This is a genomic window from Pseudobutyrivibrio ruminis CF1b (assembly GCF_000424005.1).
Lineage (GTDB): Bacteria > Bacillota > Clostridia > Lachnospirales > Lachnospiraceae > Pseudobutyrivibrio > Pseudobutyrivibrio ruminis_C.
The window spans coordinates 871,640-896,764 of sequence record NZ_AUJB01000008.1 but is presented as its reverse complement, the minus strand read 5'-3'; the positions used below and the strand labels follow the sequence as shown (position 1 = coordinate 896,764).

At 39.8% G+C, this 25,125-nt stretch carries 28 protein-coding genes; 27 read left to right on the top strand and 1 reads right to left on the bottom strand.

The genetic code is table 11. From position 1 onward, the window contains the following. The first annotated feature begins 14 nt into the window (after window positions 1–14). The 4 genes from rpmB (at window position 15) to recG (ending at window position 4,257) form a co-directional block, all read left to right on the top strand. Window positions 15–200 (top strand): 50S ribosomal protein L28, encoded by a 186-nt coding sequence (gene rpmB, locus G592_RS0106480; protein WP_015549663.1) that lies wholly within the window; start codon window positions 15–17, stop codon window positions 198–200. A gap of 117 nt (window positions 201–317) precedes the next feature. Beyond that, a complete protein-coding gene (locus tag G592_RS0106475; RefSeq protein ID WP_028247107.1) occupies window positions 318–677 on the top strand; it encodes an Asp23/Gls24 family envelope stress response protein in 360 nt (119 codons plus the stop codon). Between the two features lie 14 nt (window positions 678–691). Then, window positions 692–2,203: a DAK2 domain-containing protein gene (locus G592_RS0106470; protein ID WP_051194783.1), complete on the top strand. Its 1,512-nt coding sequence runs from the start codon at window positions 692–694 to the stop codon at window positions 2,201–2,203. Between the two features lie 5 nt (window positions 2,204–2,208). Next, entirely contained in the window at window positions 2,209–4,257 is a 2,049-nt protein-coding gene (gene recG / locus G592_RS0106465) for an ATP-dependent DNA helicase RecG (protein WP_028247105.1), read from the top strand. Here the strand turns inward: recG and G592_RS0106460 are convergent. Next, window positions 4,225–5,976 (bottom strand): Rqc2 family fibronectin-binding protein, encoded by a 1,752-nt coding sequence (locus tag G592_RS0106460; RefSeq protein WP_028247104.1) that lies wholly within the window; start codon window positions 5,974–5,976, stop codon window positions 4,225–4,227. The two genes, recG and G592_RS0106460, sit on opposite strands and share 33 nt — an antisense overlap. Before the next feature lie 115 nt (window positions 5,977–6,091). Here G592_RS0106460 and G592_RS0106455 point away from each other — a divergent pair, with 115 nt between their 5' ends. The 23 genes from G592_RS0106455 (at window position 6,092) to G592_RS0106345 (ending at window position 25,125) form a co-directional block, all read left to right on the top strand. After that, a complete protein-coding gene (locus tag G592_RS0106455; RefSeq protein ID WP_028247103.1) occupies window positions 6,092–6,970 on the top strand; it encodes a YicC/YloC family endoribonuclease in 879 nt (292 codons plus the stop codon). A gap of 2 nt (window positions 6,971–6,972) precedes the next feature. Next, complete coding sequence (locus G592_RS0106450; RefSeq protein WP_028247102.1) at window positions 6,973–7,236, top strand: extracellular matrix/biofilm biosynthesis regulator RemA family protein; 264 nt, start codon at window positions 6,973–6,975, stop codon at window positions 7,234–7,236. After that, window positions 7,229–7,864, top strand: a complete 636-nt coding sequence (gene gmk / locus G592_RS0106445) for a guanylate kinase (protein ID WP_028247101.1) — start codon at window positions 7,229–7,231, stop codon at window positions 7,862–7,864. Before G592_RS0106450 ends, gmk begins: the two co-directional genes overlap by 8 nt. 2 nt (window positions 7,865–7,866) lie before the next feature. Then, the gene (gene rpoZ / locus G592_RS0106440; protein ID WP_028247100.1) at window positions 7,867–8,109 is read left to right on the top strand and encodes a DNA-directed RNA polymerase subunit omega; all 243 of its coding nucleotides are present in this window, start codon (window positions 7,867–7,869) and stop codon (window positions 8,107–8,109) included. Window positions 8,110–8,114: 5 nt separating this feature from the next. Continuing rightward, a complete protein-coding gene (gene rimO / locus G592_RS0106435; RefSeq protein WP_028247099.1) occupies window positions 8,115–9,443 on the top strand; it encodes a 30S ribosomal protein S12 methylthiotransferase RimO in 1,329 nt (442 codons plus the stop codon). Beyond that, window positions 9,440–9,982, top strand: coding sequence for a CDP-diacylglycerol--glycerol-3-phosphate 3-phosphatidyltransferase (gene pgsA, locus G592_RS0106430; protein ID WP_028247098.1), 543 nt, complete (start codon window positions 9,440–9,442; stop codon window positions 9,980–9,982). The genes rimO and pgsA overlap by 4 nt, the downstream gene beginning before the upstream one ends. Continuing rightward, on the top strand, window positions 9,982–10,461 hold the full coding sequence (locus tag G592_RS0106425; RefSeq protein WP_028247097.1) for a CinA family protein: 480 nt from the start codon (window positions 9,982–9,984) through the stop codon (window positions 10,459–10,461). The genes pgsA and G592_RS0106425 overlap by 1 nt, the downstream gene beginning before the upstream one ends. Window positions 10,462–10,463: 2 nt before the next feature. Further along, complete coding sequence (rsmD, locus tag G592_RS0106420) at window positions 10,464–11,015, top strand: 16S rRNA (guanine(966)-N(2))-methyltransferase RsmD (protein WP_028247096.1); 552 nt, start codon at window positions 10,464–10,466, stop codon at window positions 11,013–11,015. Between the two features lies 1 nt (window position 11,016). After that, window positions 11,017–11,505, top strand: coding sequence for a pantetheine-phosphate adenylyltransferase (gene coaD / locus G592_RS0106415; RefSeq protein ID WP_028247095.1), 489 nt, complete (start codon window positions 11,017–11,019; stop codon window positions 11,503–11,505). A gap of 6 nt (window positions 11,506–11,511) precedes the next feature. Beyond that, on the top strand, window positions 11,512–12,207 hold the full coding sequence (locus G592_RS0106410; RefSeq protein WP_036951855.1) for an ATPase: 696 nt from the start codon (window positions 11,512–11,514) through the stop codon (window positions 12,205–12,207). A 57-nt stretch (window positions 12,208–12,264) separates the two neighbouring features. Continuing rightward, window positions 12,265–14,229 (top strand): YgiQ family radical SAM protein, encoded by a 1,965-nt coding sequence (locus tag G592_RS0106405; protein WP_028247093.1) that lies wholly within the window; start codon window positions 12,265–12,267, stop codon window positions 14,227–14,229. Beyond that, window positions 14,198–15,133 (top strand): RluA family pseudouridine synthase, encoded by a 936-nt coding sequence (locus tag G592_RS0106400; protein WP_028247092.1) that lies wholly within the window; start codon window positions 14,198–14,200, stop codon window positions 15,131–15,133. The genes G592_RS0106405 and G592_RS0106400 overlap by 32 nt, the downstream gene beginning before the upstream one ends. Further along, window positions 15,120–15,653, top strand: a complete 534-nt coding sequence (locus G592_RS0106395; protein WP_028247091.1) for a Holliday junction resolvase RecU — start codon at window positions 15,120–15,122, stop codon at window positions 15,651–15,653. Before G592_RS0106400 ends, G592_RS0106395 begins: the two co-directional genes overlap by 14 nt. Before the next feature lie 75 nt (window positions 15,654–15,728). Then, window positions 15,729–16,715 (top strand): ATP phosphoribosyltransferase regulatory subunit, encoded by a 987-nt coding sequence (gene hisZ, locus G592_RS0106390; protein WP_028247090.1) that lies wholly within the window; start codon window positions 15,729–15,731, stop codon window positions 16,713–16,715. 1 nt (window position 16,716) lies between these two features. After that, window positions 16,717–17,373, top strand: coding sequence for an ATP phosphoribosyltransferase (hisG, locus tag G592_RS0106385; protein WP_028247089.1), 657 nt, complete (start codon window positions 16,717–16,719; stop codon window positions 17,371–17,373). Then, on the top strand, window positions 17,360–18,652 hold the full coding sequence (gene hisD / locus G592_RS0106380; RefSeq protein ID WP_028247088.1) for a histidinol dehydrogenase: 1,293 nt from the start codon (window positions 17,360–17,362) through the stop codon (window positions 18,650–18,652). The genes hisG and hisD overlap by 14 nt, the downstream gene beginning before the upstream one ends. A gap of 126 nt (window positions 18,653–18,778) precedes the next feature. Then, window positions 18,779–19,375 carry an imidazoleglycerol-phosphate dehydratase HisB gene (gene hisB, locus G592_RS0106375; protein ID WP_028247087.1) on the top strand — a complete coding sequence of 199 codons (597 nt, stop codon included), beginning with the start codon at window positions 18,779–18,781 and terminating at the stop codon, window positions 19,373–19,375. Between the two features lie 21 nt (window positions 19,376–19,396). Beyond that, on the top strand, window positions 19,397–20,677 hold the full coding sequence (gene hisIE, locus G592_RS0106370) for a bifunctional phosphoribosyl-AMP cyclohydrolase/phosphoribosyl-ATP diphosphatase HisIE (RefSeq protein ID WP_028247086.1): 1,281 nt from the start codon (window positions 19,397–19,399) through the stop codon (window positions 20,675–20,677). Window positions 20,678–20,686: 9 nt separating this feature from the next. Continuing rightward, window positions 20,687–22,555 carry a TIGR03960 family B12-binding radical SAM protein gene (locus tag G592_RS0106365; RefSeq protein WP_028247085.1) on the top strand — a complete coding sequence of 623 codons (1,869 nt, stop codon included), beginning with the start codon at window positions 20,687–20,689 and terminating at the stop codon, window positions 22,553–22,555. Next, complete coding sequence (locus G592_RS0106360; RefSeq protein ID WP_028247084.1) at window positions 22,545–23,261, top strand: TIGR03936 family radical SAM-associated protein; 717 nt, start codon at window positions 22,545–22,547, stop codon at window positions 23,259–23,261. The genes G592_RS0106365 and G592_RS0106360 overlap by 11 nt, the downstream gene beginning before the upstream one ends. Next, window positions 23,251–24,135, top strand: a complete 885-nt coding sequence (locus G592_RS16960) for a ribonuclease E/G (RefSeq protein WP_028247083.1) — start codon at window positions 23,251–23,253, stop codon at window positions 24,133–24,135. The genes G592_RS0106360 and G592_RS16960 overlap by 11 nt, the downstream gene beginning before the upstream one ends. A gap of 24 nt (window positions 24,136–24,159) precedes the next feature. Next, complete coding sequence (locus G592_RS15820) at window positions 24,160–24,732, top strand: thermonuclease family protein (RefSeq protein WP_051194782.1); 573 nt, start codon at window positions 24,160–24,162, stop codon at window positions 24,730–24,732. A 24-nt stretch (window positions 24,733–24,756) separates the two neighbouring features. Further along, window positions 24,757–25,125 (top strand): hypothetical protein, encoded by a 369-nt coding sequence (locus G592_RS0106345; protein ID WP_028247082.1) that lies wholly within the window; start codon window positions 24,757–24,759, stop codon window positions 25,123–25,125.

Below are 25,125 nucleotides of genomic sequence, written 5' to 3'. Positions count from 1 at the left end.
AAGGAGGTGCAATCATGGCAAAATGTGCAGTTTGTGGAAAAGGCGCTCATTTCGGTAACAATGTGAGCCATTCTCATAGAAGATCCAATCATATGTGGAAGTCTAATGTGAAGTCCGTTAAGTGTAATGTGAATGGAACACCTAAGAAGTTATATGTATGTACTTCTTGTTTACGTTCTGGCAAGGTTGAGCGTGCTTAATCTTACATGACACGATATTGAAAGTCACTCTTTATGGGGAGTGGCTTTTATTTTTTCTCAGATTAGTATATAATTACTTCATCATGAAGAAATATGCGAATTTGGAGGTTGAATTTTATGCAAGGTCAAATGGAAACAGAACTTGGTAAGATTGTTATAGACACAGACGTAATTGCGACCTATGCTGGTTCAGTTGCTGTAGAGTGCTTCGGCATTGTTGGTATGGCAGCTGTTAATATGAAAGACGGCTTGGTTAAGCTTTTAAAGAAGGATTATTTAAATCACGGTATCAGCGTTTCTATCGATGAGAACAACGCTATATCGCTTGATTTTCATGTTATTGTTTCTTATGGTGTCAGCATTGAGGCAGTAGCTGAGAATCTTATTGAAACAGTTAAGTACAAGGTATCATCATTTACAGGATTAAATGTAGATACAATCAATATATACGTCGAAGGCGTACGTGTTATCGATTAAGGAGGCAATTTATAGTGGAGATCCAAACTATCGATGCGTCTTTGTTAGCAAAGATGTTCCTTTCGGGAGCAAGAAATCTCGAAGCTAAAAAAGAATGGATAAATGAGTTAAACGTTTTCCCTGTACCTGATGGTGATACAGGTACCAATATGACAATGACTATCATGTCTGCAGCAAATGCTGTTTCTGAGCTTAAGGATGCAGATATGAAGACAGTTTCAAAGGCTATTTCTTCTGGTTCACTTCGTGGAGCAAGAGGTAACTCAGGTGTTATTTTATCTCAGCTTTTCCGTGGTCTTACAAAGGTCATGGCTAATTATGATGAGGTAACAGTTGATATTTTAGCAGAGGCTTTTGAAAAAGCCGTTCAGACAGCTTACAAGGCTGTTATGCAGCCTAAGGAAGGTACTATTCTTACAGTTGCAAGAGGTGCTGCTGATAAGGCTGCTGAGATGAAGGGTAAGACAGATGATATCGTTGAGTTCGCTGAGGCAGTTATCGCTGAGGCAGAGGCTGTTCTTGCAAAGACTCCAGATATGTTACCTGTTCTTAAGCAGGCTGGTGTAGTTGATTCCGGCGGACAGGGTCTTGTATGTGTACTTCAGGGTGCTTATGATGCTCTCATTGGTAAGGAAGTAGACTACGAGCCAGTAGCAGTTGGTGAAGGTGTTGTTAAGGCGCCTGAAAAGGTTAAGACTACTATTGAGTTTGTTATCGAAACAGACAAGCCACTTGCTACATACCAGATTAAAGAGATTCAGTCTAAGATTCAGTCACTTTCTGTTGGTGCAGTTAGTGATATTAAGATTGGTGATGAGGCTACAGAGACTAAGGAAGAGACAAAGGCTGCTCCTTCAGAGCCAGCAAAGGAAATGGGATTCGTTTCTATTGCTACAGGTGAAGGCCTTACATCTATTTTCACAGAGCTTGGTTGCGACTACATGATTCCAGGTGGTCAGACAATGAACCCAAGTACTGATGATATTCTTAGCGCAGTAGAAAAGGTTAATGCAAAGACAGTCTTTGTATTACCTAACAATAAAAATATTATCCTTGCTGCAAATCAGGCAGCTGCTATCTGCGAGGATAAGAAGATTGTAGTTATCCCTACAAAGACTATTCCACAGGGTATTACAGCTCTTATTTCTTTCGATGCAGACGCTAGCGTTGAGGATAATGAGTCTAACATGACTGAGGAAATCAAGAATGTTAAGACAGGTCAGGTTACCTACGCTGTCCGTGATACTATGATCGACGACAAGGAGATCACAAAGGATGACTGGATGGGAATGGGCGACTCAGGACTTCTTTCAGTAAATGCTGATATTTCTGTAGCATTCAAGGAGATGATCGATGAGATGGTTTCTGAGGATTCTGCTGTTGTATCTATTTACTGGGGCGAAGGCAGTGACCAGGAAAAGGCTGAGGCACTTGGTAAGGAAATCGAAGAGAAGTATCCAGATCTCGAGGTAGAGATTTCTGAAGGTGGTCAGGCCGTTTACGCTTACATTGTTTCAGTGGAGTAAATGTAATGGAAATGTTGTCACCAGTAGACACTATAAAAGGTGTTGGCGAAAAGACAGCTAAATATTTTAATAAGTTAGGAGTATATACCATTGAGGATATACTCCTTTTTTTTCCACGTACATATTTAGTTTATCCAGAGCCACAGGCACCAGATAAGGATAGTGTCAATTCATTAATTAGTATTTCAGGGCGAATCAAAACATCCCCAAAGGCTTTTCGTTCAAAGAACAGGATGGATGTGCTTTCGGCTACAGCTTTCTGTGGAGATATTCCGGTAGATTTGGTCTGGTTCAATTCAAATTACCTTAAAGGTACTTTTGAGCCAGGAAAAGTCTATATATTCTACGGAAGACTGGTATTTGATAAGGGACGATTCAAGATGTCCCAACCAGCTATTTTCGAGCCTGAAAAGTATATGGAGCTTAGAAATCAGATTCAGCCTATTTATCACCTTACAAAGGGGCTTGGTAACACAGCGGTGTTGAAAGCTGTTAAGGAGGCCCTTGCTCACTGCAGGATTTCTGATAACAGATTGCCTGCTGAGCTTGAGGAAAAGAATGGGCTTATGTCTTATTCCAAGGCTATTAATACCTACCATTTTCCTGATACCTTTGAGGATTTGGTGGCTGCCAGAAAGCGTCTTGCCTACGAGGAGATGTTTTTCTTTATTCTGAATTCCAGATTGCAGGAAGGGGATGCTGTCTCGTTCCCTAACGAATTTCAGATTACCCATCATAAAGAGGCGGATGATTTCAGAGCTGGTTTGAAATTTGCTTTAACTAATGATCAGTCCAAGGTTTTGGAAGAAATCCTTTCAGATTTGACTGGAGATTATATTACCCAGAGACTTATTCAGGGAGACGTAGGTAGTGGAAAGACTATAGTGGCCTTTCTTGCTATGCTTGATGTGGCTCTTTCGGGTTATCAGGCTGCCATCATGGCTCCTACAGAAGTGTTGGCAAAGCAGCATTATGAGACTTTTGTAACCTGGATAAATGAGGCTGGGCTTGATATTCCGGTGGCTCTTTTTACAGGTTCTATGAAGGTTTCTGAGAAGAAGGCCATGCAAAAGCTTGTGGATGAGAACGATGCATGTCTTATTATTGGTACCCATGCGCTTATATCAGAAGGGCGCGAGTTTGGCGATTTAGCCCTTGTTATCACTGATGAGCAGCACCGATTTGGAGTACAGCAGAGGGATAAGCTTTCATCAAAGGGAAATCATCCTCATATAGTTGTTATGTCGGCTACACCTATCCCTAGAACGCTGGCTATGATTCTCTATGGAAATATGCATGTTTCAGCTATTAAGGAGCTTCCTGCCAACAGACTTCCAATCAAGACCTGCGTGATAAAGGAAAGCATGAGGCCTACCGCCTATAAATTTGTTTCAGATGAGATAGCGAAGGGCCATCAGGTTTATATTATCTGTCCTTTGGTGGAGGCATCAGAGACTACAGAAGCACAGAATGTTACTGATTACAGTAAGAAATTAAAGGAATATTTTAAGGATCAGTACGAGATTGGAGTGCTTCACGGAAAGATGAAGCCTGCCGAGAAGAATCAGGTTATGACTGATTTTGCTGAGCACAAGACACAGATTCTGGTTTCTACTACTGTTGTGGAAGTTGGTGTAAATGTGCCTAATGCTACTGTTATTATGATTGAAAATGCCAACAGATTTGGTCTGGCTGCCTTGCATCAGCTTAGAGGTCGTGTAGGAAGAGGAGATGCTCAAAGCTATTGCATCCTGATGAATGAAAGTAAGGATGATAAGCAAAGTGACCGTCTGAATATTATGCTTAAATCTAACGATGGATTTTACATTGCCAGAGAGGATTTGAAGCTACGAGGTCCGGGAGATATGTTTGGCGTGAGACAAAGTGGTGAGTTTAGTTTTAAAGTGGCTGATATTTATCAGGATGCCGATGAACTGGAGCTGGCCTCAAGCGACGTGGATGCCATAATAAAAGAGGACCCAAACCTGGAAAATCATCCAGATTTAAGGTCCACATTGAATTTATTCCTGGCTAACCAGTTTTACGTGCTCTAAGGTTGGAGTAACAACCATGGAATAATTTGTATAATAGACTACAAAGCCTGCCACAGCACTGGCGGGCTTTTTTACGTTCTTCTTTTGGAGATAATCGATTTCTACTTTATCGGTGTCTCGGCCAGAAGAGTAGTAAGCTGCAAGCTCAGCTGCATATTCGTATGTGCTGTCAGGGAGTTCTTTACCATTCGTCTTTACGATAACGTGACTTCCGTGAATCTTCTTGGTGTGGAACCACCAGTCATTTCCGGTGGCAAATTTGAAGGTAAGCTCATCGTTTTGATAATTGTTTTTACCAACGTATATGTCGAAGCCGTTGTCATCAACGAAGTGAAGAGGTTTACTTTTCTTTACCTTTTCTTTTTTGTTTCCAGAGTGCTTCTTAATGAAGCCGTGGTCTGAAAGTTCACGTCTGATGTCAGCCAAGTCTGTCTCAGTCTCTGCAATATTAAGAGAAGTCTCGATTGATTTTAAAAGCTCCAGCTCATTCTGAGACTGCTCGATATAAGTATCAAGTGCCTCGGCTGTTCTTTTGAGCTTTGCGTATTTGTCGAAGTATTTCTTGGCATTTTCAGAAGCTGAAAAATCTGGATCAAGTGGAATGGTAAGCTCTTCGTTGTTGTAGTAATTGATAACAGTAATGGATTTATCCTGAGGCTTCGCCTCGTATCCGTAAGTGTGAAGGAGCTCACCGTATATCTTATATTTGTCTCTTTTTTCTGTATCCTTAAGCTGCTTGAGCTGTAAATCCAGCTTTTTAGAAGCTCGCTCGATATGATTTGAGATAATCTTTCTTAAATCAGAGGATTTCTGTCTGATGTTTGTGTACTGGTTTCTCTTTGCATAGAAATCTACCAGCACTTCTGACATGCTTTCATAGCTCTTTGAAGATTTATCCTGATACATGGAAAGGATAACAGGAGCGTACTCTACAGGCTCACCCTTGGCTTCGTCGATTACCATGTTGTAATTATATTTATCTGAGGAAACATCATTCATCAGATCGGAAAAGCTCTTATATAAAGCGTCCTTGTGCTCGTCGAAAAGAGAGGCACAGCTGGCATCAGAATCAATGCCTGCTCTGAAGCAGATTTCGTTTGCGATAGTAGGGCTGATTCCGATGAAGGATGACATGATAGCTCTGAAGATGGATTCACTTCTTTTTAATACGGTGTTCTTAAAGTGGTCCTCAGTAACTGTGAGAGGATTAATCTTTCCTTCCTGGGCTGGAATGAAATACTCGCGGCCTGGAAGTACCTCGCGGACAGAGCTGACTGATGATGGAACGTGCTTGATAGCATCCAAAATCATATTGTCCTCATTGCAGAAGATGATGTTGGAATGCTTGCCCATTATCTCCACATAAAGGTATTTGAAAGTGATGTCACCCATTTCGTTGAGGTGCTGGATTTTAAAACGAACAGCACGCTCTAATTCCATCTGAGAAATCTCGATGATACGACCCGCACCGATGTGCTTTCTAAGAAGCATACAAAAGCCTGGAGCTGTGGCAGGAGCAGGCTTGTTATCAGAGGTTATATACATAAATGGAAGAGAAGCGTTTGCTGAAATTAAAAGTCTTTTGTTTCCATTTTGGGTATTTATAGTGATTAATAACTCTTCCTTTTCAGGCTGAGATATTTTATTGATTTTCCCGTTTAAAAGGTTCTCATTAAATTCATGAACCAAAGCATGTATAGAAATTCCGTCAAGTGCCATAAAACCTAAGTCCTTTCAATCTGTAATTGACTATTATTGTATCTTTAATTATAATTAAATACAACTATGTAAATGTGGGATAGTTTGCGACATACATAGCCAAAAGGAGACTCACATGGTACGAAGCATGACAGGTTATGGCAAAGGAATTGCCGAAAATAGTGACGCTAGGGTCACCATTGAGATGAAGTCTGTAAATCACAGATATCTTGATCTTAATATTAAACTTCCTAAGAAGCTCAACTTCTTAGAGAGCACAGTTCGTAATAAAATCAGCGAGAGTATTTTCAGGGGAAAAGTAGATGTTTATATTACGCTTAACGAGCATTCAGATGCCTGCTATCAGGTATCTATTAATGATGCCATCGCGTTAAAGTATTATGAATCTATCTCTGCTATGGCTGAGAAGCTCGGTGTTGATAATGATATGAAAGCAAGCAGCATTTCACGTCTTCCAGATGTAATCGAGCTTGAGGAGATGGAGGCTGATGAGGACAGCTTAAAGGAGCTTGTACTTAAAGCTTTAGACGACTGCATTAAGCAGTTTATAGAGGCTCGTATTGCCGAGGGAAATCGTCTTGAGAATGATTTAGTTTCAAAGATGGATGAGATGCTTGTTTTAGTTGATAAGCTTGAGGAGAGAAGCCCTAAGATTATCGAGGAATATAGAACAAAGCTTCTTGGAAAAGTTCACGAGCTTTTAGAGGACACTAAAATCGACGAGAACAGAATCGCTCAGGAAGTAGTCTTATATGCAGACAAGATTTGCATCGACGAAGAGATGGTTCGTTTAAAGAGTCATGTTGCTGAGACACGCTCAGTATTCGACTTGGATAAAGAGGTTGGACGTAAGCTTGATTTCCTTGCACAGGAGCTAAATCGCGAAGCGAACACCATCCTTTCTAAATCTACTGATGTTGAAATTGCAGATATTGGAATCACTCTCAAGACTCTTATCGAAAAAGTTAGGGAGCAGATTCAGAACATAGAATAATTATGGCTTTTGTAAATATCGGATTTGGAAATATTATTAATAGCAAAAAAATTGTATCCATGGTAACATCAGATTCTGCGCCTGCGAAGCGCATTATCGCAAATGCGAAGGAGAAGGGCAATATTATCGATGCCACTCAGGGCCGCCGTACCAGATGTGTTATCATCTGCGACCAGCATGTTGTTTTATCTGCTCTGATGCCAGATACAATATCCAATAGAATAAGTGAAAATTCCACGAAGGAGGAAGCAGATTATGATGCATGATAAAGGGCTTGTGATAGTTCTTTCAGGCTTTTCTGGTGCCGGTAAAGGGACTATTATGAAGCATTTACTGGAAGCCCATCCAAATGATTATAATCTTTCAATCTCAGCCACCACTCGAGGTATGCGTGCTGGAGAAAAGGATGGCAGAGAATATTTCTTCAAAACTCGTGAAGAGTTTGATGATATGATTAAGAATAATGAGCTTTTAGAATATGCCACATTCAATGGCAATTCATACGGCACACCAAGAGCTTATGTTGAGCAGCTTATTGAGCGCAGAAAGGATGTTATCCTTGAGATAGAGATTCAGGGAGCACTTCAGGTTAAGGAGATGTATCCCGATGCGTTATTGTTATTTACAATGCCACCATCTGCAAAAGAATTAGAGAACAGATTAGTAGGCAGAGGCACTGAGACTCCAGAGGTCATCGAGCAGAGACTTGCTATTTCATGCAGAGAATCTCAGTACATGGAACAGTATGATTACCTGATTGTAAACGATTCATTAGAAAGAGCTGTAGATCAGGTTCATAATATAATTCAGGCCGAGCATTTCAAGGTTTCCAGAAATACAAAGGCCATCAATGATATGAAGAATGAATTAAAGGTGTTTGAAAGGAGTAATTAATTATGATACATCCATCTTATGTAGAACTTATGGAAAAGGTTAATGAGAACGTTGAGGTTGGTGAGGAGCCAGTAGTTAACTCACGTTATACTATCGTTGCTGCTACAGCAAAGCGCGCTCGTCAGATCATCGACGGTGCTGATCCACTTATCAAGTATCAGAAGGGTGATAAGCCACTTTCAATTGCTGTAAACGAGCTTAATGACGGTGCTATCAAAATCTTAAACGAGGAAGTTAATAACTAATTTATATGAAAGTTTTATTTGTTTCTCTTGGCTGTGATAAAAACCTGGTTGATTCTGAGCATATGCTTGGAGATTTGATGGAACAGGGATTTACAATCTGCGATGACGAAGCTGAAGCTGATATCATTGTTGTAAATACATGTTCTTTCATTGCTGACGCCATGGAGGAGAGTATCCAGAACATTATCGATCTTGGTCAGTACAAAGAGACTGGCAATCTTAAAGGTCTTATTGTTACTGGTTGTCTTGCTCAGCGTTTCACAGATGAGATTCTTTCAGACCTCCCAGAGGTCGATGCCATCATAGGAACTAATTCATATGATGAGCTTTTAAATGCAATTAATAAAGTACTTGAAAAGAATGGTGAGAAGCCTGTTTACAAGAAGCCTCTTACAGGCCTTCCAAAGGATAGCAAAAGAGTGCTTACTACAGGCGGGCACTATGCTTATCTTAAAATCGCAGAAGGCTGCAACAAGCGTTGCACTTACTGCATCATTCCATATATCAGAGGCGATTACCGTTCTGTTCCTATGGAGCAGATTTTGGCTGAGGCCAAGCAGCTTGTGGCTGACGGTGTTAAAGAGCTCATACTTGTAGCTCAGGAGACTACTGTTTATGGAATGGACATTTACGGTAAGAAATCTTTACCAGAGCTTTTAAATATGCTTTGCGAGATTGAGGACCTTAAATGGATTCGTATTTTATATGCTTATCCAGAAGAGATTACTGATGAGCTTATAGAATGCATGGCTTCACAGCCAAAGATTTGTCACTACATTGATATGCCTATTCAGCATTGTAACGACGAGCTTCTCAGAAAGATGGGACGCAAGACTAACAAGGCTGATATTATGAATATTGCTGATCGTTTAAGAAAGGCAATGCCAGATATTTCGCTTCGTACCACACTTATTTGTGGTTTCCCTGGTGAGACAGAAGAGATGCATCAGGAGTTACTTCAGTTCATCAAAGATATGAAGTTTGACAGACTCGGTGCTTTCGCATATTCGAAAGAGGATGGCACTGTCGCAGCTACTTGGGATAATCAGGTAGACGAAGATTTAAAGCATAAATGGCAGGAAGAAGTTATGCTTTGCCAGAAGGACATTTCAATGTCCAATAATCAGAATTATGTTGGAAGAACTATCCCTGTATTTGTCGAGGGTAAGCTTCCTGAAGATGGTGTGTTTATCGGGCGTACTTATCGAGACACTCCATCAGTAGATGGCTTCATTTTTATTAATAGTGACACCGAGCTTGTAAGCGGTCAGTTTATTGATGTGACTGTTACAAGTTTTGATGAATATGATTTGATAGGAGATGTAGCGTTATGAATTTACCAAACAAATTGACACTGTTAAGAGTTATCATGATCCCATTCTTCGTGTTCTTTCTGCTTATCAATCCAGAAAGCACAGCACTTAGAATTATCGCTGACCTTATCTTTATCGCAGCATCACTTACAGATATGGCCGACGGCAAGATTGCACGTAAATACAATCTTGTAACAAACTTCGGAAAGTTTATGGATCCACTTGCAGACAAGCTTCTTGTTTGCTCTGCAATGATTTGTCTCATCCAGACAAAGCAGCTTGCAGCATGGTATGTAATTATCATTATTGCAAGAGAGTTTATCATATCTGGATTCAGACTTATCGCAGCCGAGAATGGTCTTGTTATTGCTGCAAATATTTTCGGCAAGATTAAAACTACAACACAGATGATTATGATTGTTATTTTAGTAGCAAATCTTTCATTTGGATGGCTCATGGTTCTTGGAGAAATCTTCAAATGGGTTGCACTCATCATGACAATTTTATCCCTTGTAATTTATATCTATCAGAATATTGATGTGCTTAAGGAGCAGAATTAATGAATATCGATTCTATCATTAGCACATTGACGGCAGGTGGCTATTCTGTAGCCACCGCTGAATCATGCACTGGTGGTATGATTGCCAGTACTATTGTGGATGTGCCAGGTGCTTCCGATTGCTTCAATGAAGGTTATGTGACCTATTCCAATGAAGCAAAGATGAAGAATCTTGGGGTAAAAGATTCTACATTAATGGCTTATGGCGCAGTTAGCTACGAGACAGCTATGGAGATGGCTAAGGGCGTTAGAAAAAAGGCTAAGGCAGATTTCGGTGTATCATCTACTGGCATTGCTGGTCCAGGTGGTGGTTCTCCTAAAAAGCCAGTTGGCCTTGTGTATATTGGTTGTGCCTACGGTGACGACGAATGTATCGTTAAGGAGCTTCGCTTAAAAGGTGACAGAACTACAGTCCGTACATCAGCCACTAAAGAAGCTTTGGAGCTTCTTGAAGAATGCATTAACAAAATAGGTGAATAACTTTGAGAATAATATCCGGTAGTAAACGTGGAATGGTTCTTGAAACTCCAGAAGGATTAGATACCAGACCAACCTCAGACAGAATAAAAGAGACACTTTTCAATATGATTGCTTTTGATATTCCTGATTGCAATTTTTTAGATTTGTTTTCTGGAAGCGGTCAGATGGGTATAGAAGCACTTAGCCGTGGCGCTAAGGAAGCAGTCTTCGTTGAAAAGGATAAAAAAGCTCTTACTTGCATCAATCACAATATTGCAAAGGCAAAGTTTGAGGATTGTTCTAAAGTCTATAATGAAGATGTTTTTTCTGCTATCAGCAGGCTAAAATGCTCTGATGGTTTTGACATAGTTTTTATGGACCCTCCTTACAATAAGCTTATAGAAAAGCAGGTTTTGGAGGCTCTTATTACCAGAGATTATATTTCTGATAACACAATAATTATTGTGGAAGCCAGTATCGAAACAAGTTTTGATTACGTTTCAGATTTAGGTTATTCCATTGTTAAAGAGAAGGTCTATAAGACTAATAAACATATATTTTTAAAGAAGGCGTAAAATGAAAAGAGCAATTTATCCTGGAAGTTTTGATCCAATCACTTTTGGTCATTTGGATATTATTAAAAGAGCAAGCAAATTATGCGATGAATTAATAGTTGGCGTTCTTAACAACAACCAAAAAAATCCGTTGTTTTCCATTGACGAACGTGTTAGTATGATAAAGGAATTGACTGAAAATTTAGATAATGTCAAAGTAGAAAGCTTTGAAGGTCTATTGGTCGATTTCGCAAAAGAAAAAGATGCACAGGTTATTATCAGAGGCCTTAGAGCTGTTACTGATTTTGAAAACGAAATTCAGTTGGCTCAGTCAAATAAGGTTCAGTACCCTGAGCTCGAAACGTTGTTTATGACAACATCTTTACAGTATTCTTATTTGAGTTCTACAGTCGCAAAGGAATTTGCGTCTTACGGGGGAGATATCAGCCTATTTGTTCCATCTCAGGTTATACCTCTTATAGAAGCCAAAATTAAAAACAAGGAGAAGTAAAACATCATGCCAAACGCAAGTAAAATAGAAGATATTATTGATGAGATTGAAGCTTACATCGATGATTGTAAGCCAACAGCATTCTCTACAAGCAAGATTGTTGTTAACAGAGACGAATTAGAGTCATTAATTCAGGAGCTTAGAACAAAGACACCTGATGAAATAAAGAAGTATCAGCGTATGATTGCCAACCGCGAGCAGATTTTAGCAGACGCAAAGGCAAAGGCTGATGAGATTATTAGCAAAGCACAGATTCAGACTAATGAGCTTGTTTCTGAGCACCAGATTATGCAACAGGCATATGCTCAGGCAAATGAAGTTATTCTTATAGCTCAGAAGAATGCTCAGGAGAAGATTGACAGAGCTACTGAGGATGCAAACAATATTCGTATGGGAGCTATAGCATATACGGATGAGCTTCTTGCAAATATTCAGACTATCCTTGCAAACTCTATTGAGACTGCAAAGAATCGCAACGAAACATTCCTTGCTACTATGCAGACATATTTGGATACAGTAGATGCAAACAGAGCATCACTTCTTCCAGATACACTTAGCGAAGGAAGTTCTGATACAACAAGTGCTTCAGTTTCAGAGCCTACACCAGTTGCTGAGGAGTCAGCTATTTCAGCTACAGCTTCAAACGACGAGGAAGACGTACCAGCACTTGATATTCCAGACCAGTTCTTTAATAAAGAGTAATCATCAAAATTTAGGGGCATCCACAGGTTGGATGCCTTAATTATTTAAGAGGTATTTATGCAACAGTTTTTACCAGTTTCTAAAAAGGATATGAAGGAAAGAGGCATTGAGCAGCTGGACTTTGTCTATGTATGTGGTGACGCTTATGTAGACCATCCTTCTTTTGGAGCTGCAATTATATGTCGAATATTAGAGTTACACGGATATACAGTTGGAATTATCCCACAGCCAGACTGGAAGGATGACAATTCCATCAATATCCTTGGTGAGCCACGTCTTGGTTTCTTTGTCTCTGCAGGAAACATGGATTCAATGGTAAACCATTACAGTGTTTCAAAGCACCACAGAGATTATGACAATTACTCACCAGGTGGAAAGGCTGGTCTTAGACCGGATTATGCCACTATCGTTTACTGTAATCTTATTCGTCATACCTACAAGACTAAGCCTATCATCATCGGTGGTATTGAAGCTTCCCTTAGAAGACTGGCTCATTACGATTACTGGTCTAATAAGGTAAGACGTTCCATCCTTCTTGATTCTGGTGCAGATATTATTTCCTATGGTATGGGCGAGCGCTCAGTTGTTGAAATCGCAGATTGTCTTGCATCTGGAATGGATGTTAAGGATATTACATATATTGACGGTACAGTTTATAAGACAAGAGATAAGTCTTTTACAGAGGACGGAATTATTCTGCCTTCCTTTGAGGAGATTAAAGCAGATAAAAAGACTTACGCACAGAGTTTTTACACTCAATACGTAAATACGGATGCATTTACAGCAAAGAAGCTTGTGGAGACATATGACGGCGCAATGTACGTCATTCAGAATCCTCCACAGAAGCCACTTTCACGTCAGGAGATGGATGATGTATATGCTATCGAGTATATGCGTGCTTATCATCCTATGTACGAGAAGGACGGCGGCATCCCAGCTATTAAGGAGGTAAAGTTCTCCCTTATCAGCAACAGAGGGTGTTTCGGTGGCTGTAACTTCTGTGCACTTACGTTCCATCAGGGACGTATTATACAGTCCCGCAGCCAGGAATCTATTATTGATGAGGCAAAGCTTATTACTAAGGACCCTGAGTTTAAGGGATACATTCATGACGTAGGAGGTCCTACAGCCAACTTTAGAAATCCATCATGTAAGAAGCAGTTGGAAAAGGGTGTATGTACAAACAGACAGTGTCTTTTCCCTAAAAAGTGTCCTAATCTTCAGGTGGATCACAAGGAATATGTACAGCTTCTTACAAAGCTTAGAAAACTTCCAAAGGTAAAGAAGGTATTTGTTCGTTCAGGTGTACGTTTCGATTATGTTATGTACGACAAGGATGACACATTCCTTAGAGACCTTTGTAAATACCATATCAGCGGCCAGTTAAAGGTAGCACCTGAGCATATTTCTAATAATGTACTCAGTTACCTTGGAAAACCGGATATAAGCGTTTACAATGCCTTCTGTGATAAATATGCCAAGATTAATAAAGAGCTTGGTTTAAAGCAGTATTTGGTGCCTTATTTAATGAGTTCTCATCCAGGTTCTACATTGGACGATGCCATAGCATTGGCGGAATACTTGAGAGACCATCATTTGTCTCCAGAGCAGGTACAGGATTTCTATCCAACACCTAGCACAATTTCTACTACCATGTACTACACAGAGATTGATCCTAGGGATATGAAGCCTGTTTACGTTTGTAAGAATCCTCACGAGAAGGCTATGCAGCGTGCTCTTATTCAGTACAAGAGACCTGAGAATTATGACCTTGTAAAAGAGGCTCTTATGAAGGCCGGCAGGGAAGATTTGATTGGATTTGGTGAAGAGTGCCTTATCCCACCTAGAAAGATTAAGGGTAAAGATTTCTCTAAGAATCATTCTGATAAGAAGCCAGCCAATAAATCTGGCAATGCTCAAAATAAGAAATCTAATGGTAAGAATGTAAGACCAACAGAAAATAAAAATAATAAGAATAAAAAGACTTCAAATGAAAGAACTAAGAATAGACGACGCAAATAGCAATCAGCGTTTTGATAAGTATTTAAAGAGAGTTTTATCTGAGGCCAGCACTTCTTTTATTTACAAGATGCTGCGCAAGAAAAACATTACTTTAAATGACAAAAAAGCTGATGGTTCAGAGAAACTTAATACAGGTGATGTGGTAAAGATTTGGTTTTCAGATGAGACCTTCGAGAAGATGAGCGGTGCTTCACAGGCTGACCCTTTGTATGAAGCTATCGCTAAAGGGCCAAATAATATCAATATCGTTTTCGAAGATGATGATATGATTATTATCAATAAGCCATCGGGAATAAAATCACAGAAGGATTCTGACGGGGAAGTATCCATCAATGAGATGGCCATCTCTTATATGATTAAGACAGGTCAGCTTACTGAGGAGAGCTTTAAGCATTTTCATCCTAGCATATGTAACAGACTTGATAGAAATACCTCAGGAATCGTTTTGTTTGCCAAAAATCTTAAAACAGCACAAAGTCTTGGCCTGGCTTTAAAGGAGCGTAGCTGCAAAAAGCTTTATCATGCTATTGTTCTTGGGAAGATTGCTGAGGCTCAGACTATCGATGGATTTCTTTACAAGGACGAGACTACCAACAAGGTTTCTATTCTTAATAAGGAGACCAAGGATGCAAAGCCTATAAAGACATCATATCGTCCTATTAAGCATCTGGACAATGACCTGACCTTACTTGAGATTCATCTGATTACTGGTAGAACACATCAGATCAGAGCACATCTTGCATCTATAGGTCATCCGATTTTAGGTGACATGAAATACGGAAATACGAATATCAACAAAAGGCTTAATGTAAAATCTCAGTTGCTTCATGCATTTTCAATTGAGTTTGAAGATGGAAGAAGCTTCGAGGCAAAAGAGCCGGAGGAGTTTAATGTCTACTTTTAAATCAAGGGGACTTCGAGGTTCTACCTTCGAGGAGTTTATTAATAAGACTAATCAGGTTTATGAAGAAAATGGTTTGGCGCTGATTCAGAAAATCCCAACACCTATTACGCCTATAGATATGGATAAAAAGGGCCACATTACTTTGGCTTACTTTGACCAGAAATCTACTGTCGATTATGTGGGCGCCATTCAGGGCATTCCAGTATGTTTTGATGCAAAGGAGTGTAATAAAGATACATTTCCGCTACAGAACATACACCAGCATCAGATTGATTTCATGGGTAAATGGGAAGACCAGGATGGCCTGGCATTTATTCTTATTTTCTTCAGCGAAAGAGATATTTACTATTATCTTACATACGCCCAGCTAAAGACTTTCTGGGACAGAATGGTAGAGGGCGGAAGGAAAAGTTTTAGGATAGAAGAGCTTGATGAAAAGTACTTCTTTGAAACAAAACCAAACCTTCTGGTTCCGTACCTTGATATGATTAATATTGATTTGAGCAGTCGCAAAGGTTGACTTTGTGGCTGTTTTTTGATATTGTTACTTTATTACATTAGCAGACTAAAGTGAAACCGATGAGGTGAAAACAATATGAAAAATTTAACTTTGCACACACCAGAGGGTGTCCGCGACATCTACAACAGTGAATATGAACGTCGACTTGACACCTTATACAATCTTAGAAAATGTTTTAAAAAATATAACTATGCACCAATCTCTACACCTACCTTTGAGTATTTTGATACATTCTCAAGAGAAGTAGGTTCATGTGAGTCAAATGAGATGTTTAAGTTCTTTGACAGAGATGGAAACACACTTGTTTTAAGACCTGATATTACTCCATCTATTGCAAGAGCTGCTGCAATGTATTTTTCAGACACAGATGGTGCTGTAAAGCTTTCATATGAGGGCAATGTATTTATCAATTACCATAGCCTTCAGGGACGCTTAAAGGAAAGCACACAGGCTGGCTGTGAGTTTATCGGCGACAGCTCAGTGGATGCAGATGCAGAGATTCTTACAATCGTTGTGAATGCTTTGAAGGAAAGTGGCTTAAAGGAATTTGAAATCGGTGTAGGTCATTTCGATATTGTTCGTGGGCTTATCGACGCTGCTAATCTTTCAGAGGATATGGAAGAAAAGCTTGTGGGACTTATTTCCAACAAGAATTTCTTTGGAGCAAAGGAACTTCTTGAAAGTGCCGGTGTGTCAAAGAGTCTCATCGATTTATTTGATCTTACTGGAAAGATTTTAAACTCACCTTCAGAGTGGAAGCCTTATATGGAAAAGGCAAAGAAATACAAGAAAGTTTACGATGCTTTAGAGTATCTTACAAAGCTCTACGAATTACTTAATAAGAATAAGGTGATGGATTTCATTTCCTTCGAGCTTGGTATGATTTCTGAGTACAAATATTACACTGGCATCATTTTTACAGGATATGCCTATGGCGTTGGCGAACCACTTGTAAAGGGTGGCCGCTACGATTCATTACTTAGCCTTTTTGGCAAGGATTCACCTGCCATTGGCTTTGCTATTACCGTTGACCAGCTGATGTTAGCATTGGAGAGACAATAAAATGAGCGATAGATATTTAACATTTGCCCTGGGAAAGGGGCGACTTGCAAAACAGACACTTGCTTTATTTGAAAGTATTGGTATTACCTGCGAGGAAATGAAGGATCCTGATACAAGAAAGCTTATTTTCACAAACGAGGAATTAAAACTGAAATTCTTCCTTGCAAAAGGTCCTGATGTTCCTACATATGTAGAGTATGGCGCAGCGGATATCGGTGTAGTTGGAGAGGATACTATCCTCGAAGAGAACCGTAATATTTACGAGGTTTTAGATCTTGGTTTTGGAAAGTGCAGAATGTGTGTCTGCGGTCCAGTCGAGGCAGCTGAGCTTCTTAAGCATCATGAGCTTATCCGTGTTGCAAGCAAATATCCTCGCATTGCAAAGGATCATTTCTACAACACAAAGAATCAGACAGTTGAGATTATTAAATTAAACGGTTCTATTGAGCTGGCACCTATCGTTGGCCTTTCTGAGGTTATCGTGGATATCGTAGAGACAGGTTCTACTCTTAGAGAAAACGGACTTGTGGTTCTCGAGGAGGTATGTCCACTATCAGCAAGAATGGTAGTAAATCAGGTGTCCATGAAGATGGAATATGAAAGAATTACTGAGCTTATTGAGAAGCTGAAGGGAGCACTTGAAAATGAGAAAGCTTAAGCTTACAGCAAACACTATAGATAATATTTTAGAGACACTTCTTAAGCGTAGTCCAAACCAGTACACAGAGTATGAGGCTACTGTTAATGAAATCGTAAATAATGTTAGAGAAAATGGCGATGAGGCAATATTCGCATATACGAAGAAATATGATGGTGCTGATATTAATGCCGGTAACATCGTAGTTACAAAAGAGGAGATTGAAGAAGCATATACTCTTGTTCCACAGGAGCTTGTTGATGTTATACGTAAGGCTCTTGTAAACATTGAAAAATACCACTCAAAGCAGAAGCAGAACAGCTGGTTTACATCAGAAGAAGGTATCATCCTTGGACAGAAGGTTACACCACTTGCAAAGGTAGGTGTTTACGTGCCAGGTGGTAAGGCTGTTTATCCTTCATCAGTTCTTATGAACATTATGCCAGCAAAGGTTGCAGGAGTTGAATGCATTTACATGTGTACTCCATGTGACAAAGAAGGAAAGGTTAATCCAAGTACACTTGTGGCAGCAAAAGAAGCAGGCTGTGATGTTATTTACAAGTGTGGTGGCGCTCAGGCTATTGCAGCCATGGCATTTGGTACAGAGTCAATTGCCAAGGTTGATAAGATCGTAGGTCCTGGAAACATTTTCGTAGCCCTTGCAAAGAAGGCTGTATTTGGATATGTATCAATCGATTCTATTGCAGGTCCATCAGAGATTTTAGTTCTTGCAGATGAGACTGCCAATCCTACATACGTGGCTGCAGATTTATTATCACAGGCAGAGCATGACGAGCTTGCATCAGCTATTCTTGTTACCACATCAGAGAAGCTGGCTGATGAGGTAGAAAAGGAAATCGAAAGATTTGTAAAGATCCTTTCAAGAAAAGATATCATCCAGAAGTCACTTGATAACTTTGGATATCTTCTTGTGGCTGACAATATGAAGGATGCAGTGGACTGCGTAAACGCTATTGCATCAGAGCACTTGGAGATTGTCACAGCTAATCCATTTGAGACTATGACTTACGTGAAAAATGCTGGAGCTATTTTCCTTGGTCAGTATTCTTCTGAACCACTTGGAGATTATTTTGCAGGACCAAATCACGTACTTCCAACAAATGGAACAGCAAGATTTTTCTCACCACTTTCAGTGGATGATTTCGTTAAGAAATCTAGCATCATTTCGTACTCAAAAGAAGCACTTGAGGCTGTTTATCCAGACATTGTTAAGTTTGCAAATAACGAGCAGCTTACAGCTCATGCCAACTCAATCAAGGTACGATTTGAGGATATTTAGTTTTTATCAAAAAGGGAATTTTATATAAATTTATTAGCGGATTTTGTGTAGTTTACCATCCTTTAATTAGATACGTATTTACGTTATAATTAAAGGCGTGGAAATTATAAATAATTAGGTGAAATTATGTCAGAGGAACGCAGGGCAAAGGTTGCCAGAAAAACAAAAGAAACAGATATTACTATCGATTTTTCAATCGACGGTTCAGGTGAGTGTCAGGTAAGTTCAGGTGTTGGATTTTTTGATCACATGCTTGATGCATTTACAAGACACGGTCTCTTTGATTTATCTGCATCTATAAAGGGGGATTTACAGGTTGATTGTCATCACACTATTGAGGACACAGGAATAGTGCTTGGCAATGCAATCAAAAAGGCCTGCGGGGGGAAACTTGGAATTAAGCGTTATGGCAGTTGCATCCTTCCTATGGACGAGACATTAGTACTTGTTGCTGTGGATTTATGTAACAGACCATATTTATCTTTTGAAGCTGAATTCCCTACAGAAAAAATCGGTTATATGGACACCGAAATGGTAAAAGAATTTTTCTATGCTATTTCTTATTCAGCAGGAATGAATTTACATATTAAGGTTCTTACACCGGGAAATTCACATCACATGTGCGAGGCAATGTTTAAGGCATTTGCCAAGGCTTTGGATGAGGCTACAACTATTGACCCAAGACTTAATAATTCCACTATGACGACAAAGGGTTCAATTTAATTTAAAGGAGCAGGACTTGACATGGAACACAAAAACATAGTTGCTACTATTTATATCAAGGACGGTATGGCGGTAAAGAGCCCTACTGAGCTTGAGGTAAAAAAGGACGTATTAGAGCTTGCATCAGTTTATGATGACAGCGGTATAGATAAAATTATTTGTTATGATTTATCTACTGACGATGAGGAGCACGAGAAGAACATACTTGCAATCAGGGAGATTAATCGTAACGTTCAGGTGAAGACAGCAGGCGGCGGAAATATTAAGCGTCTTGAGGATGTAAAAAAGCTTCTCTATGCTGGATGCGTAGAGGTTATTCTTAACGGTTCAAAGCCAGAGACTATTGACCTTATCAAAGAAGCCAGCGCCAGATTTGGTGCACAGAAGATGCTTGTTAGTCTTTCCACAGTAGATTTTCTGTTCAAGACAAAGGATTTCCTTCCAAGCAGCATTCATGAATTACTGATCATGAACACATCTCTTTTAGAGGGCCTGGAGAACATCACTGAGATTCCATACATTGCTCAGATTGATGATTATGATCTTGATAAGGTGCTTAAGGTATTAAAGTCAGATCAGATTCGTGGTATTTCCGGACAGTTCATCAATGATACTAATTTCAATATCATGCAGATGAAGAGTGAGCTTTCTGATTCTGGCATCAAGATGGACAACTTCGAGCCAAAGCTTGCATGGTCTGATTTAAAGCCAAACGCTGATGGACTTGTTCCTACGGTTATTCAGGATTTCCAGACAGGCGAGGTGCTTATGCTTGCCTACATGAATGAGGAATCATTCAACACAACTATACGTACAGGCAAGATGACATATTACTCTCGTTCAAGACAGTCACTTTGGGTTAAGGGTGAGACAAGCGGACACTTCCAGTTTGTCAAGTCATTGACTGCTGACTGTGATTTTGATACTATTTTGGCGAAAGTTTCTCAGGTTGGAGTAGCATGCCACACTGGCGCACCTAGCTGCTTCTTCAATGAGATAGTAAAAAAGGAGTATATTGAGCGTAATCCACTTAAGGTATTCGAGGACGTTTATGCAGTTATCGCAGACCGCCAGAAGAATCCTAAGGAAGGTTCTTACACCAATTACCTTTTCGATAAGGGATTGGATAAGATTCTTAAAAAAGTGGGTGAAGAGGCTACAGAGATTGTTATTGCAGCCAAGAATCCTGATTCTGAAGAGACCAAATATGAGATTTCAGATTTCCTGTATCACATGATGGTTCTTATGGTTGCCAAAGGAGTTACCTGGGAAGATATCACATCTGAGCTTGCTCAAAGATAAAATTATTATATGAAAAAACTTGCATTACCTGACGATATTCTGATGCAGATTGATAAGCCTGCACGATATATCGGCAACGAATTTAATAGTGTGAAAAAGAATCCTGCTGACGTGGACATCAGATTTGCTATGTGCTTCCCTGATGTCTACGAAGTAGGTATGTCTCACCTTGGAATAGCTATCCTTTACGATATGCTCAACAAGCGTGAGGATACATATTGTGAAAGGGTATATTCGCCATGGCCAGATTTACATAATCTGATGAAGGAGCGTAATATACCTCTTTTTGCGTTAGAATCACAGGATGCTATCAAGGATTTTGATTTTATTGGTATGACACTTCAGTACGAGATGTGCTATACAAATATTCTTCAGATTCTTGATTTGGCAGGTGTCGCTTTGGAGTCTAAGGACCGTGAGAATGATGATCCTGTCGTTATCGTAGGTGGTCCTTGTGCTACTAATCCTGAGCCTATCGCAGATTTTGTTGATTTGGTTTACGTGGGAGAAGGTGAGACCAGCTATCCACTTCTTCTTGATTTATATAAGGAGCATAAGGCTAAGGGATTTGATCGTCAGGCATTTCTTAGAGATGCTGCAAAGATTCCTGGAATTTATGTACCTGCTTTCTATGAGGTTACTTATAAGGAATCAGACGGCACCATCGAAAGCTTCAAGCCTATTTATGATGACGTGCCAGCTGTAATCGACCGTCAGGTTGTTAAAGACATGGATTCTTCAAGCTATCCTACAAAGATGCTTATTCCATTTGTTCGCGCTATTCAGGATCGAGTTGTTCTTGAGATTCAGCGTGGATGTATCAGAGGTTGTCGTTTCTGTCAGGCAGGTATGATTTACCGTCCAAATAGAGAGAAGTCTGTTGATGTCCTTAAGGAACAGGCAAGAGAGCTTCTTGCATCTACTGGTCACGAGGAGATTTCCCTCAGTTCACTTTCATCAAGTGATTACCATGCACTTGGTGAGCTTATGGATTTTCTTATTGATGATTGTTTATCAGAGGGCGTTAATGTTTCATTACCGTCTTTACGAATTGACGCATTTTCTCTTGATGTTATGTCAAAGGTTCAGGATGTTAGAAAGTCCAGCATCACTTTTGCGCCTGAGGCAGGTTCCCAGAGAATGCGTAATGTAATTAACAAGGGTCTTACTGTAGAGGATATCATCGGTGGTGCTACACTTGCATTTAAGGGTGGCTGGAACAAGGTGAAGTTCTATTTCATGCTTGGTCTTCCTACAGAGACTGATGAGGATATGAAGGCTATCCCACAGCTTGCTAATGAAGTAGCTGCTGCATATTACGATACTGTTCCAAAGGAGCAGCGTCAGGGCCGTTGCCAGATTACTATTTCTACATCATTCTTCGTACCAAAGCCATTTACACCATTCCAGTGGGCTCCTATGTACGAGGCTGGAGAATATTTACGCCGTGCTAAGGTTGTTAATGACGAGATGAAGGCACAGCTCAATCAGAAGTCACTTAAGTACAACTGGCATCATTCAGATGTTACTGTTCTCGAGGGTGTATTTGCCCGCGGTGACAGACGTCTTTGCCCAGCTATTTTAGATGCTTATAAGAGTGGATGTTTCTTTGATGCATGGGGCGAGTACTTTGATTTTGACAAGTGGCTTGCTGCATTTGAAAAGAACAACATTTCTATAGATTACTATGCATACCGCCAGCGTGATTTGGATGAGATTCTTCCATGGGATTTCATTAATTGTCACGTTACAAAGGATTTCCTTAAGAGAGAGTGGAACAATGCCATGAACGCAAAGGTTACTCCTAATTGTAAAATGAACTGTAACGGTTGCGGTGCAGGAATTATTGGATCGGGGGTATGTCATAATGCGCGTTAGAGTTAAATTTGCCAAGACAGGCATAATGAGATATGTAGGTCATCTGGACCTTATGAGATTTTTCCAGAAGGCCGTGAAGCGTTCAGAGCTTCCTATCAGATATTCGGAAGGATTTAATCCTCATCAGATTATGTCCTTCGCGTCCCCACTTGGTGTAGGTCTTACATCAGAGGGTGAGTACATGGATATTGATTTAAAGGAAAAGGTAGATGCTGCCTCAGCACTGAAGGCTTTAAATGATAACATGGTAGAGGGACTTGAGATTACAGGTTTCAAGTATCTTCCTGATGATGCTGAAAAATGTATGTCTGCAGTTACTGCTGCAAGCTACGTTGTTACTTATAAGGATTCAAAGGATGATGCCTGCTATATCGATAATATCATCGATTTAAAGGAAAGATTCTTTGATGAGTCAGGTTCTATTAACATCGTTAAGAAGACCAAGAAGGGTGAAAGAGAGCTTGATTTAAAGCCACTCATTTACCGTTTCAATTTAATTATTAAAGAAGGCGTTCCAGAATATGACCTTCTTCTTTCAAGCGGAAGCACTGACAATATCAAGCCTGAACTGGTTATCAAGGCATTCCATGAGTTTATCGGATTGCCTGAGTTTGATGAGCTTTCACTTGATATCAGAAGAATTGACATGTTCACTGGTGAGCCAGACAGCTTTGTTTCTCTTGGAGATATAGGAGATGAGCATTAAGAAAATTGTAATTACAAAAGGAACATATTTAGATAGGGAGCTTCGGCTCCTTGTTTCTTTTGACGAAAAAGAAAAGGTTCTTGATTTGATTAATCTTGATGTGACAAAGGTAGGTACAGTTTGTGAGGCGACAGTAGAAAAGGTATTAAATGATATTGATGCCTGCATATTGAAACTTTCTACTGGCGATAAAGGTTTTATCGAGAATAAAAAGCTAAAGCCAGAATTTTTTACGGTCAGACATTCGGAAAAGAAGACTGTTTGCCAGGAAGATAAATTCTGGGTTGAGATTACACAGGACAGAAAAAATACAAAGCCTTATTCATGCAAATTCGTGGCAGAACATACCCGTGAAAGAGATTTTATCGATTATTATGTAGCTGAAATGGCTGGAGATGATTTTGAAGTTATTTCAGATTTACCTGAGATTTCTGAAAGAGCTTTTGAAGTAAGATTATATGAGGATGATTCCTATAGCCTATGGGACTTATATGGGCTGACAGCTCTTTTAGACAGAGCATTGTCAAAGGTGGTACATCTGAAAAGTGGTGGAAATCTTATTATTGAGCCTACTGAGGCCATGACAATAATTGATGTAAATTCATCCAAGAATTATGGGAAGACATGCGCTTTTGATACAAACATGGAGGCTGTGGAAGAGCTGGCAAGACAGCTTAGGCTAAGGTCGATTTCCGGCATAGTAATTGTAGATTTACTTAAAGTTTCCAAAGAGGAACAAAAAGAGATAATCGATACATTTAAGGAGGCTTGCAAGGAGGATTTCTCTCAGGTGACAGTTCATGGCTTTACTAATCTTGGCTTACTTGAGGTTACCAGAAGCAGGATGTTTTCTCCTATAATGATGACATTTTAATTGAGACAGAAAGAGAATATATTTATGAAAAACAAAAAATTGCAAAGAGCACTTGTGATTTTCTTTATTTTACTTATTGGTTGTAGTGGTCCGATGGTTTCTAACAATATTCATAGTTACGAGGAAGCAAATTTGGATGCTGTAAAATTCGTGAGAACTGTAGATGGAGATACTATTATAGTAGAGGACGCTGTAGGTGAGCAGAAACGTGTTCGTCTGATTGGCATCGATACCCCTGAGTCTGTTGCGGCTGAGGAAGAACGTAACAATGAATATGGGGTTATGGCCAGCGATTACACCAAGGAGCTCCTTTCAAATACAGATAAGCTTTATCTGGAATATGATGTAGATAATGATGATCAGTATGACAGAATTTTGGCTTATGTTTGGCTTGAGGATGTAAGCAATACATTTGACGAGGAAAACATAGAAAATTCAATGGTTAATGCTATAATCGTGAAGAATGGGTACGGAGTGGCTAAAAGATATGAGCCAACTGTTGCCCATGATGACAGCTTGCAGGCCATTATGAAAAAGGCCAGAGAAAACGAGACTGGTCTTTGGAAATATGAAGGTTTTAGAAAATTGTGGGATTAATTGCTTATCTGCGGGGGTGCAGCTATGGAAATTAATGAAATCATTCAGGTTGTAGAGAAAAAGGCAGAAGATATCGCTGAAGAGGAAATCGTTAAATATAATAAGGATTTCCCAGAGATTACGCTTACGGACGAGGCAAAGGAGGCTGTTCGTATTCGCTCGACCTCTCAGCTTACTTTACAGCTGAGCAAGTTTAGGTTTCATAAGGAAGTAGATTTGGACGAGCAGTTTGAAAGCTGGTTTGCTCAAAATGAAGAGGAAGACCTTAGACGTACCTGCAGACATTGTCTTGAGGACGAGGCCAAGAAGATCAGGGAATCAAATAATAAGAATCTTAGTTCATTGGATGCATACCTTAAGAAGCATCTTGGGGACGTTCACCAGGTGGACTAA

Coding starts and splice junctions, on each gene's coding strand:
- hisIE (WP_028247086.1), top strand. CDS start 19,397: ATGGAACACAAAAACATAGTTGCTACTATTTATATCAAGGACGGTATG.
- G592_RS0106360 (WP_028247084.1), top strand. CDS start 22,545: ATGCGCGTTAGAGTTAAATTTGCCAAGACAGGCATAATGAGATATGTA.
- rimO (WP_028247099.1), top strand. CDS start 8,115: ATGAAAGTTTTATTTGTTTCTCTTGGCTGTGATAAAAACCTGGTTGAT.
- G592_RS0106475 (WP_028247107.1), top strand. CDS start 318: ATGCAAGGTCAAATGGAAACAGAACTTGGTAAGATTGTTATAGACACA.
- pgsA (WP_028247098.1), top strand. CDS start 9,440: ATGAATTTACCAAACAAATTGACACTGTTAAGAGTTATCATGATCCCA.
- G592_RS0106450 (WP_028247102.1), top strand. CDS start 6,973: ATGGCTTTTGTAAATATCGGATTTGGAAATATTATTAATAGCAAAAAA.
- G592_RS0106400 (WP_028247092.1), top strand. CDS start 14,198: ATGAAAGAACTAAGAATAGACGACGCAAATAGCAATCAGCGTTTTGAT.
- hisZ (WP_028247090.1), top strand. CDS start 15,729: ATGAAAAATTTAACTTTGCACACACCAGAGGGTGTCCGCGACATCTAC.
- G592_RS0106455 (WP_028247103.1), top strand. CDS start 6,092: ATGGTACGAAGCATGACAGGTTATGGCAAAGGAATTGCCGAAAATAGT.
- G592_RS15820 (WP_051194782.1), top strand. CDS start 24,160: ATGAAAAACAAAAAATTGCAAAGAGCACTTGTGATTTTCTTTATTTTA.
- G592_RS0106460 (WP_028247104.1), bottom strand. CDS start 5,976: ATGGCACTTGACGGAATTTCTATACATGCTTTGGTTCATGAATTTAAT.
- G592_RS0106410 (WP_036951855.1), top strand. CDS start 11,512: ATGCCAAACGCAAGTAAAATAGAAGATATTATTGATGAGATTGAAGCT.
- recG (WP_028247105.1), top strand. CDS start 2,209: ATGGAAATGTTGTCACCAGTAGACACTATAAAAGGTGTTGGCGAAAAG.
- G592_RS0106425 (WP_028247097.1), top strand. CDS start 9,982: ATGAATATCGATTCTATCATTAGCACATTGACGGCAGGTGGCTATTCT.
- rpoZ (WP_028247100.1), top strand. CDS start 7,867: ATGATACATCCATCTTATGTAGAACTTATGGAAAAGGTTAATGAGAAC.
- G592_RS0106345 (WP_028247082.1), top strand. CDS start 24,757: ATGGAAATTAATGAAATCATTCAGGTTGTAGAGAAAAAGGCAGAAGAT.
- G592_RS0106395 (WP_028247091.1), top strand. CDS start 15,120: ATGTCTACTTTTAAATCAAGGGGACTTCGAGGTTCTACCTTCGAGGAG.
- G592_RS0106365 (WP_028247085.1), top strand. CDS start 20,687: ATGAAAAAACTTGCATTACCTGACGATATTCTGATGCAGATTGATAAG.
- hisB (WP_028247087.1), top strand. CDS start 18,779: ATGTCAGAGGAACGCAGGGCAAAGGTTGCCAGAAAAACAAAAGAAACA.
- coaD (WP_028247095.1), top strand. CDS start 11,017: ATGAAAAGAGCAATTTATCCTGGAAGTTTTGATCCAATCACTTTTGGT.
- rpmB (WP_015549663.1), top strand. CDS start 15: ATGGCAAAATGTGCAGTTTGTGGAAAAGGCGCTCATTTCGGTAACAAT.
- gmk (WP_028247101.1), top strand. CDS start 7,229: ATGCATGATAAAGGGCTTGTGATAGTTCTTTCAGGCTTTTCTGGTGCC.
- G592_RS16960 (WP_028247083.1), top strand. CDS start 23,251: ATGAGCATTAAGAAAATTGTAATTACAAAAGGAACATATTTAGATAGG.
- G592_RS0106405 (WP_028247093.1), top strand. CDS start 12,265: ATGCAACAGTTTTTACCAGTTTCTAAAAAGGATATGAAGGAAAGAGGC.
- hisG (WP_028247089.1), top strand. CDS start 16,717: ATGAGCGATAGATATTTAACATTTGCCCTGGGAAAGGGGCGACTTGCA.
- hisD (WP_028247088.1), top strand. CDS start 17,360: ATGAGAAAGCTTAAGCTTACAGCAAACACTATAGATAATATTTTAGAG.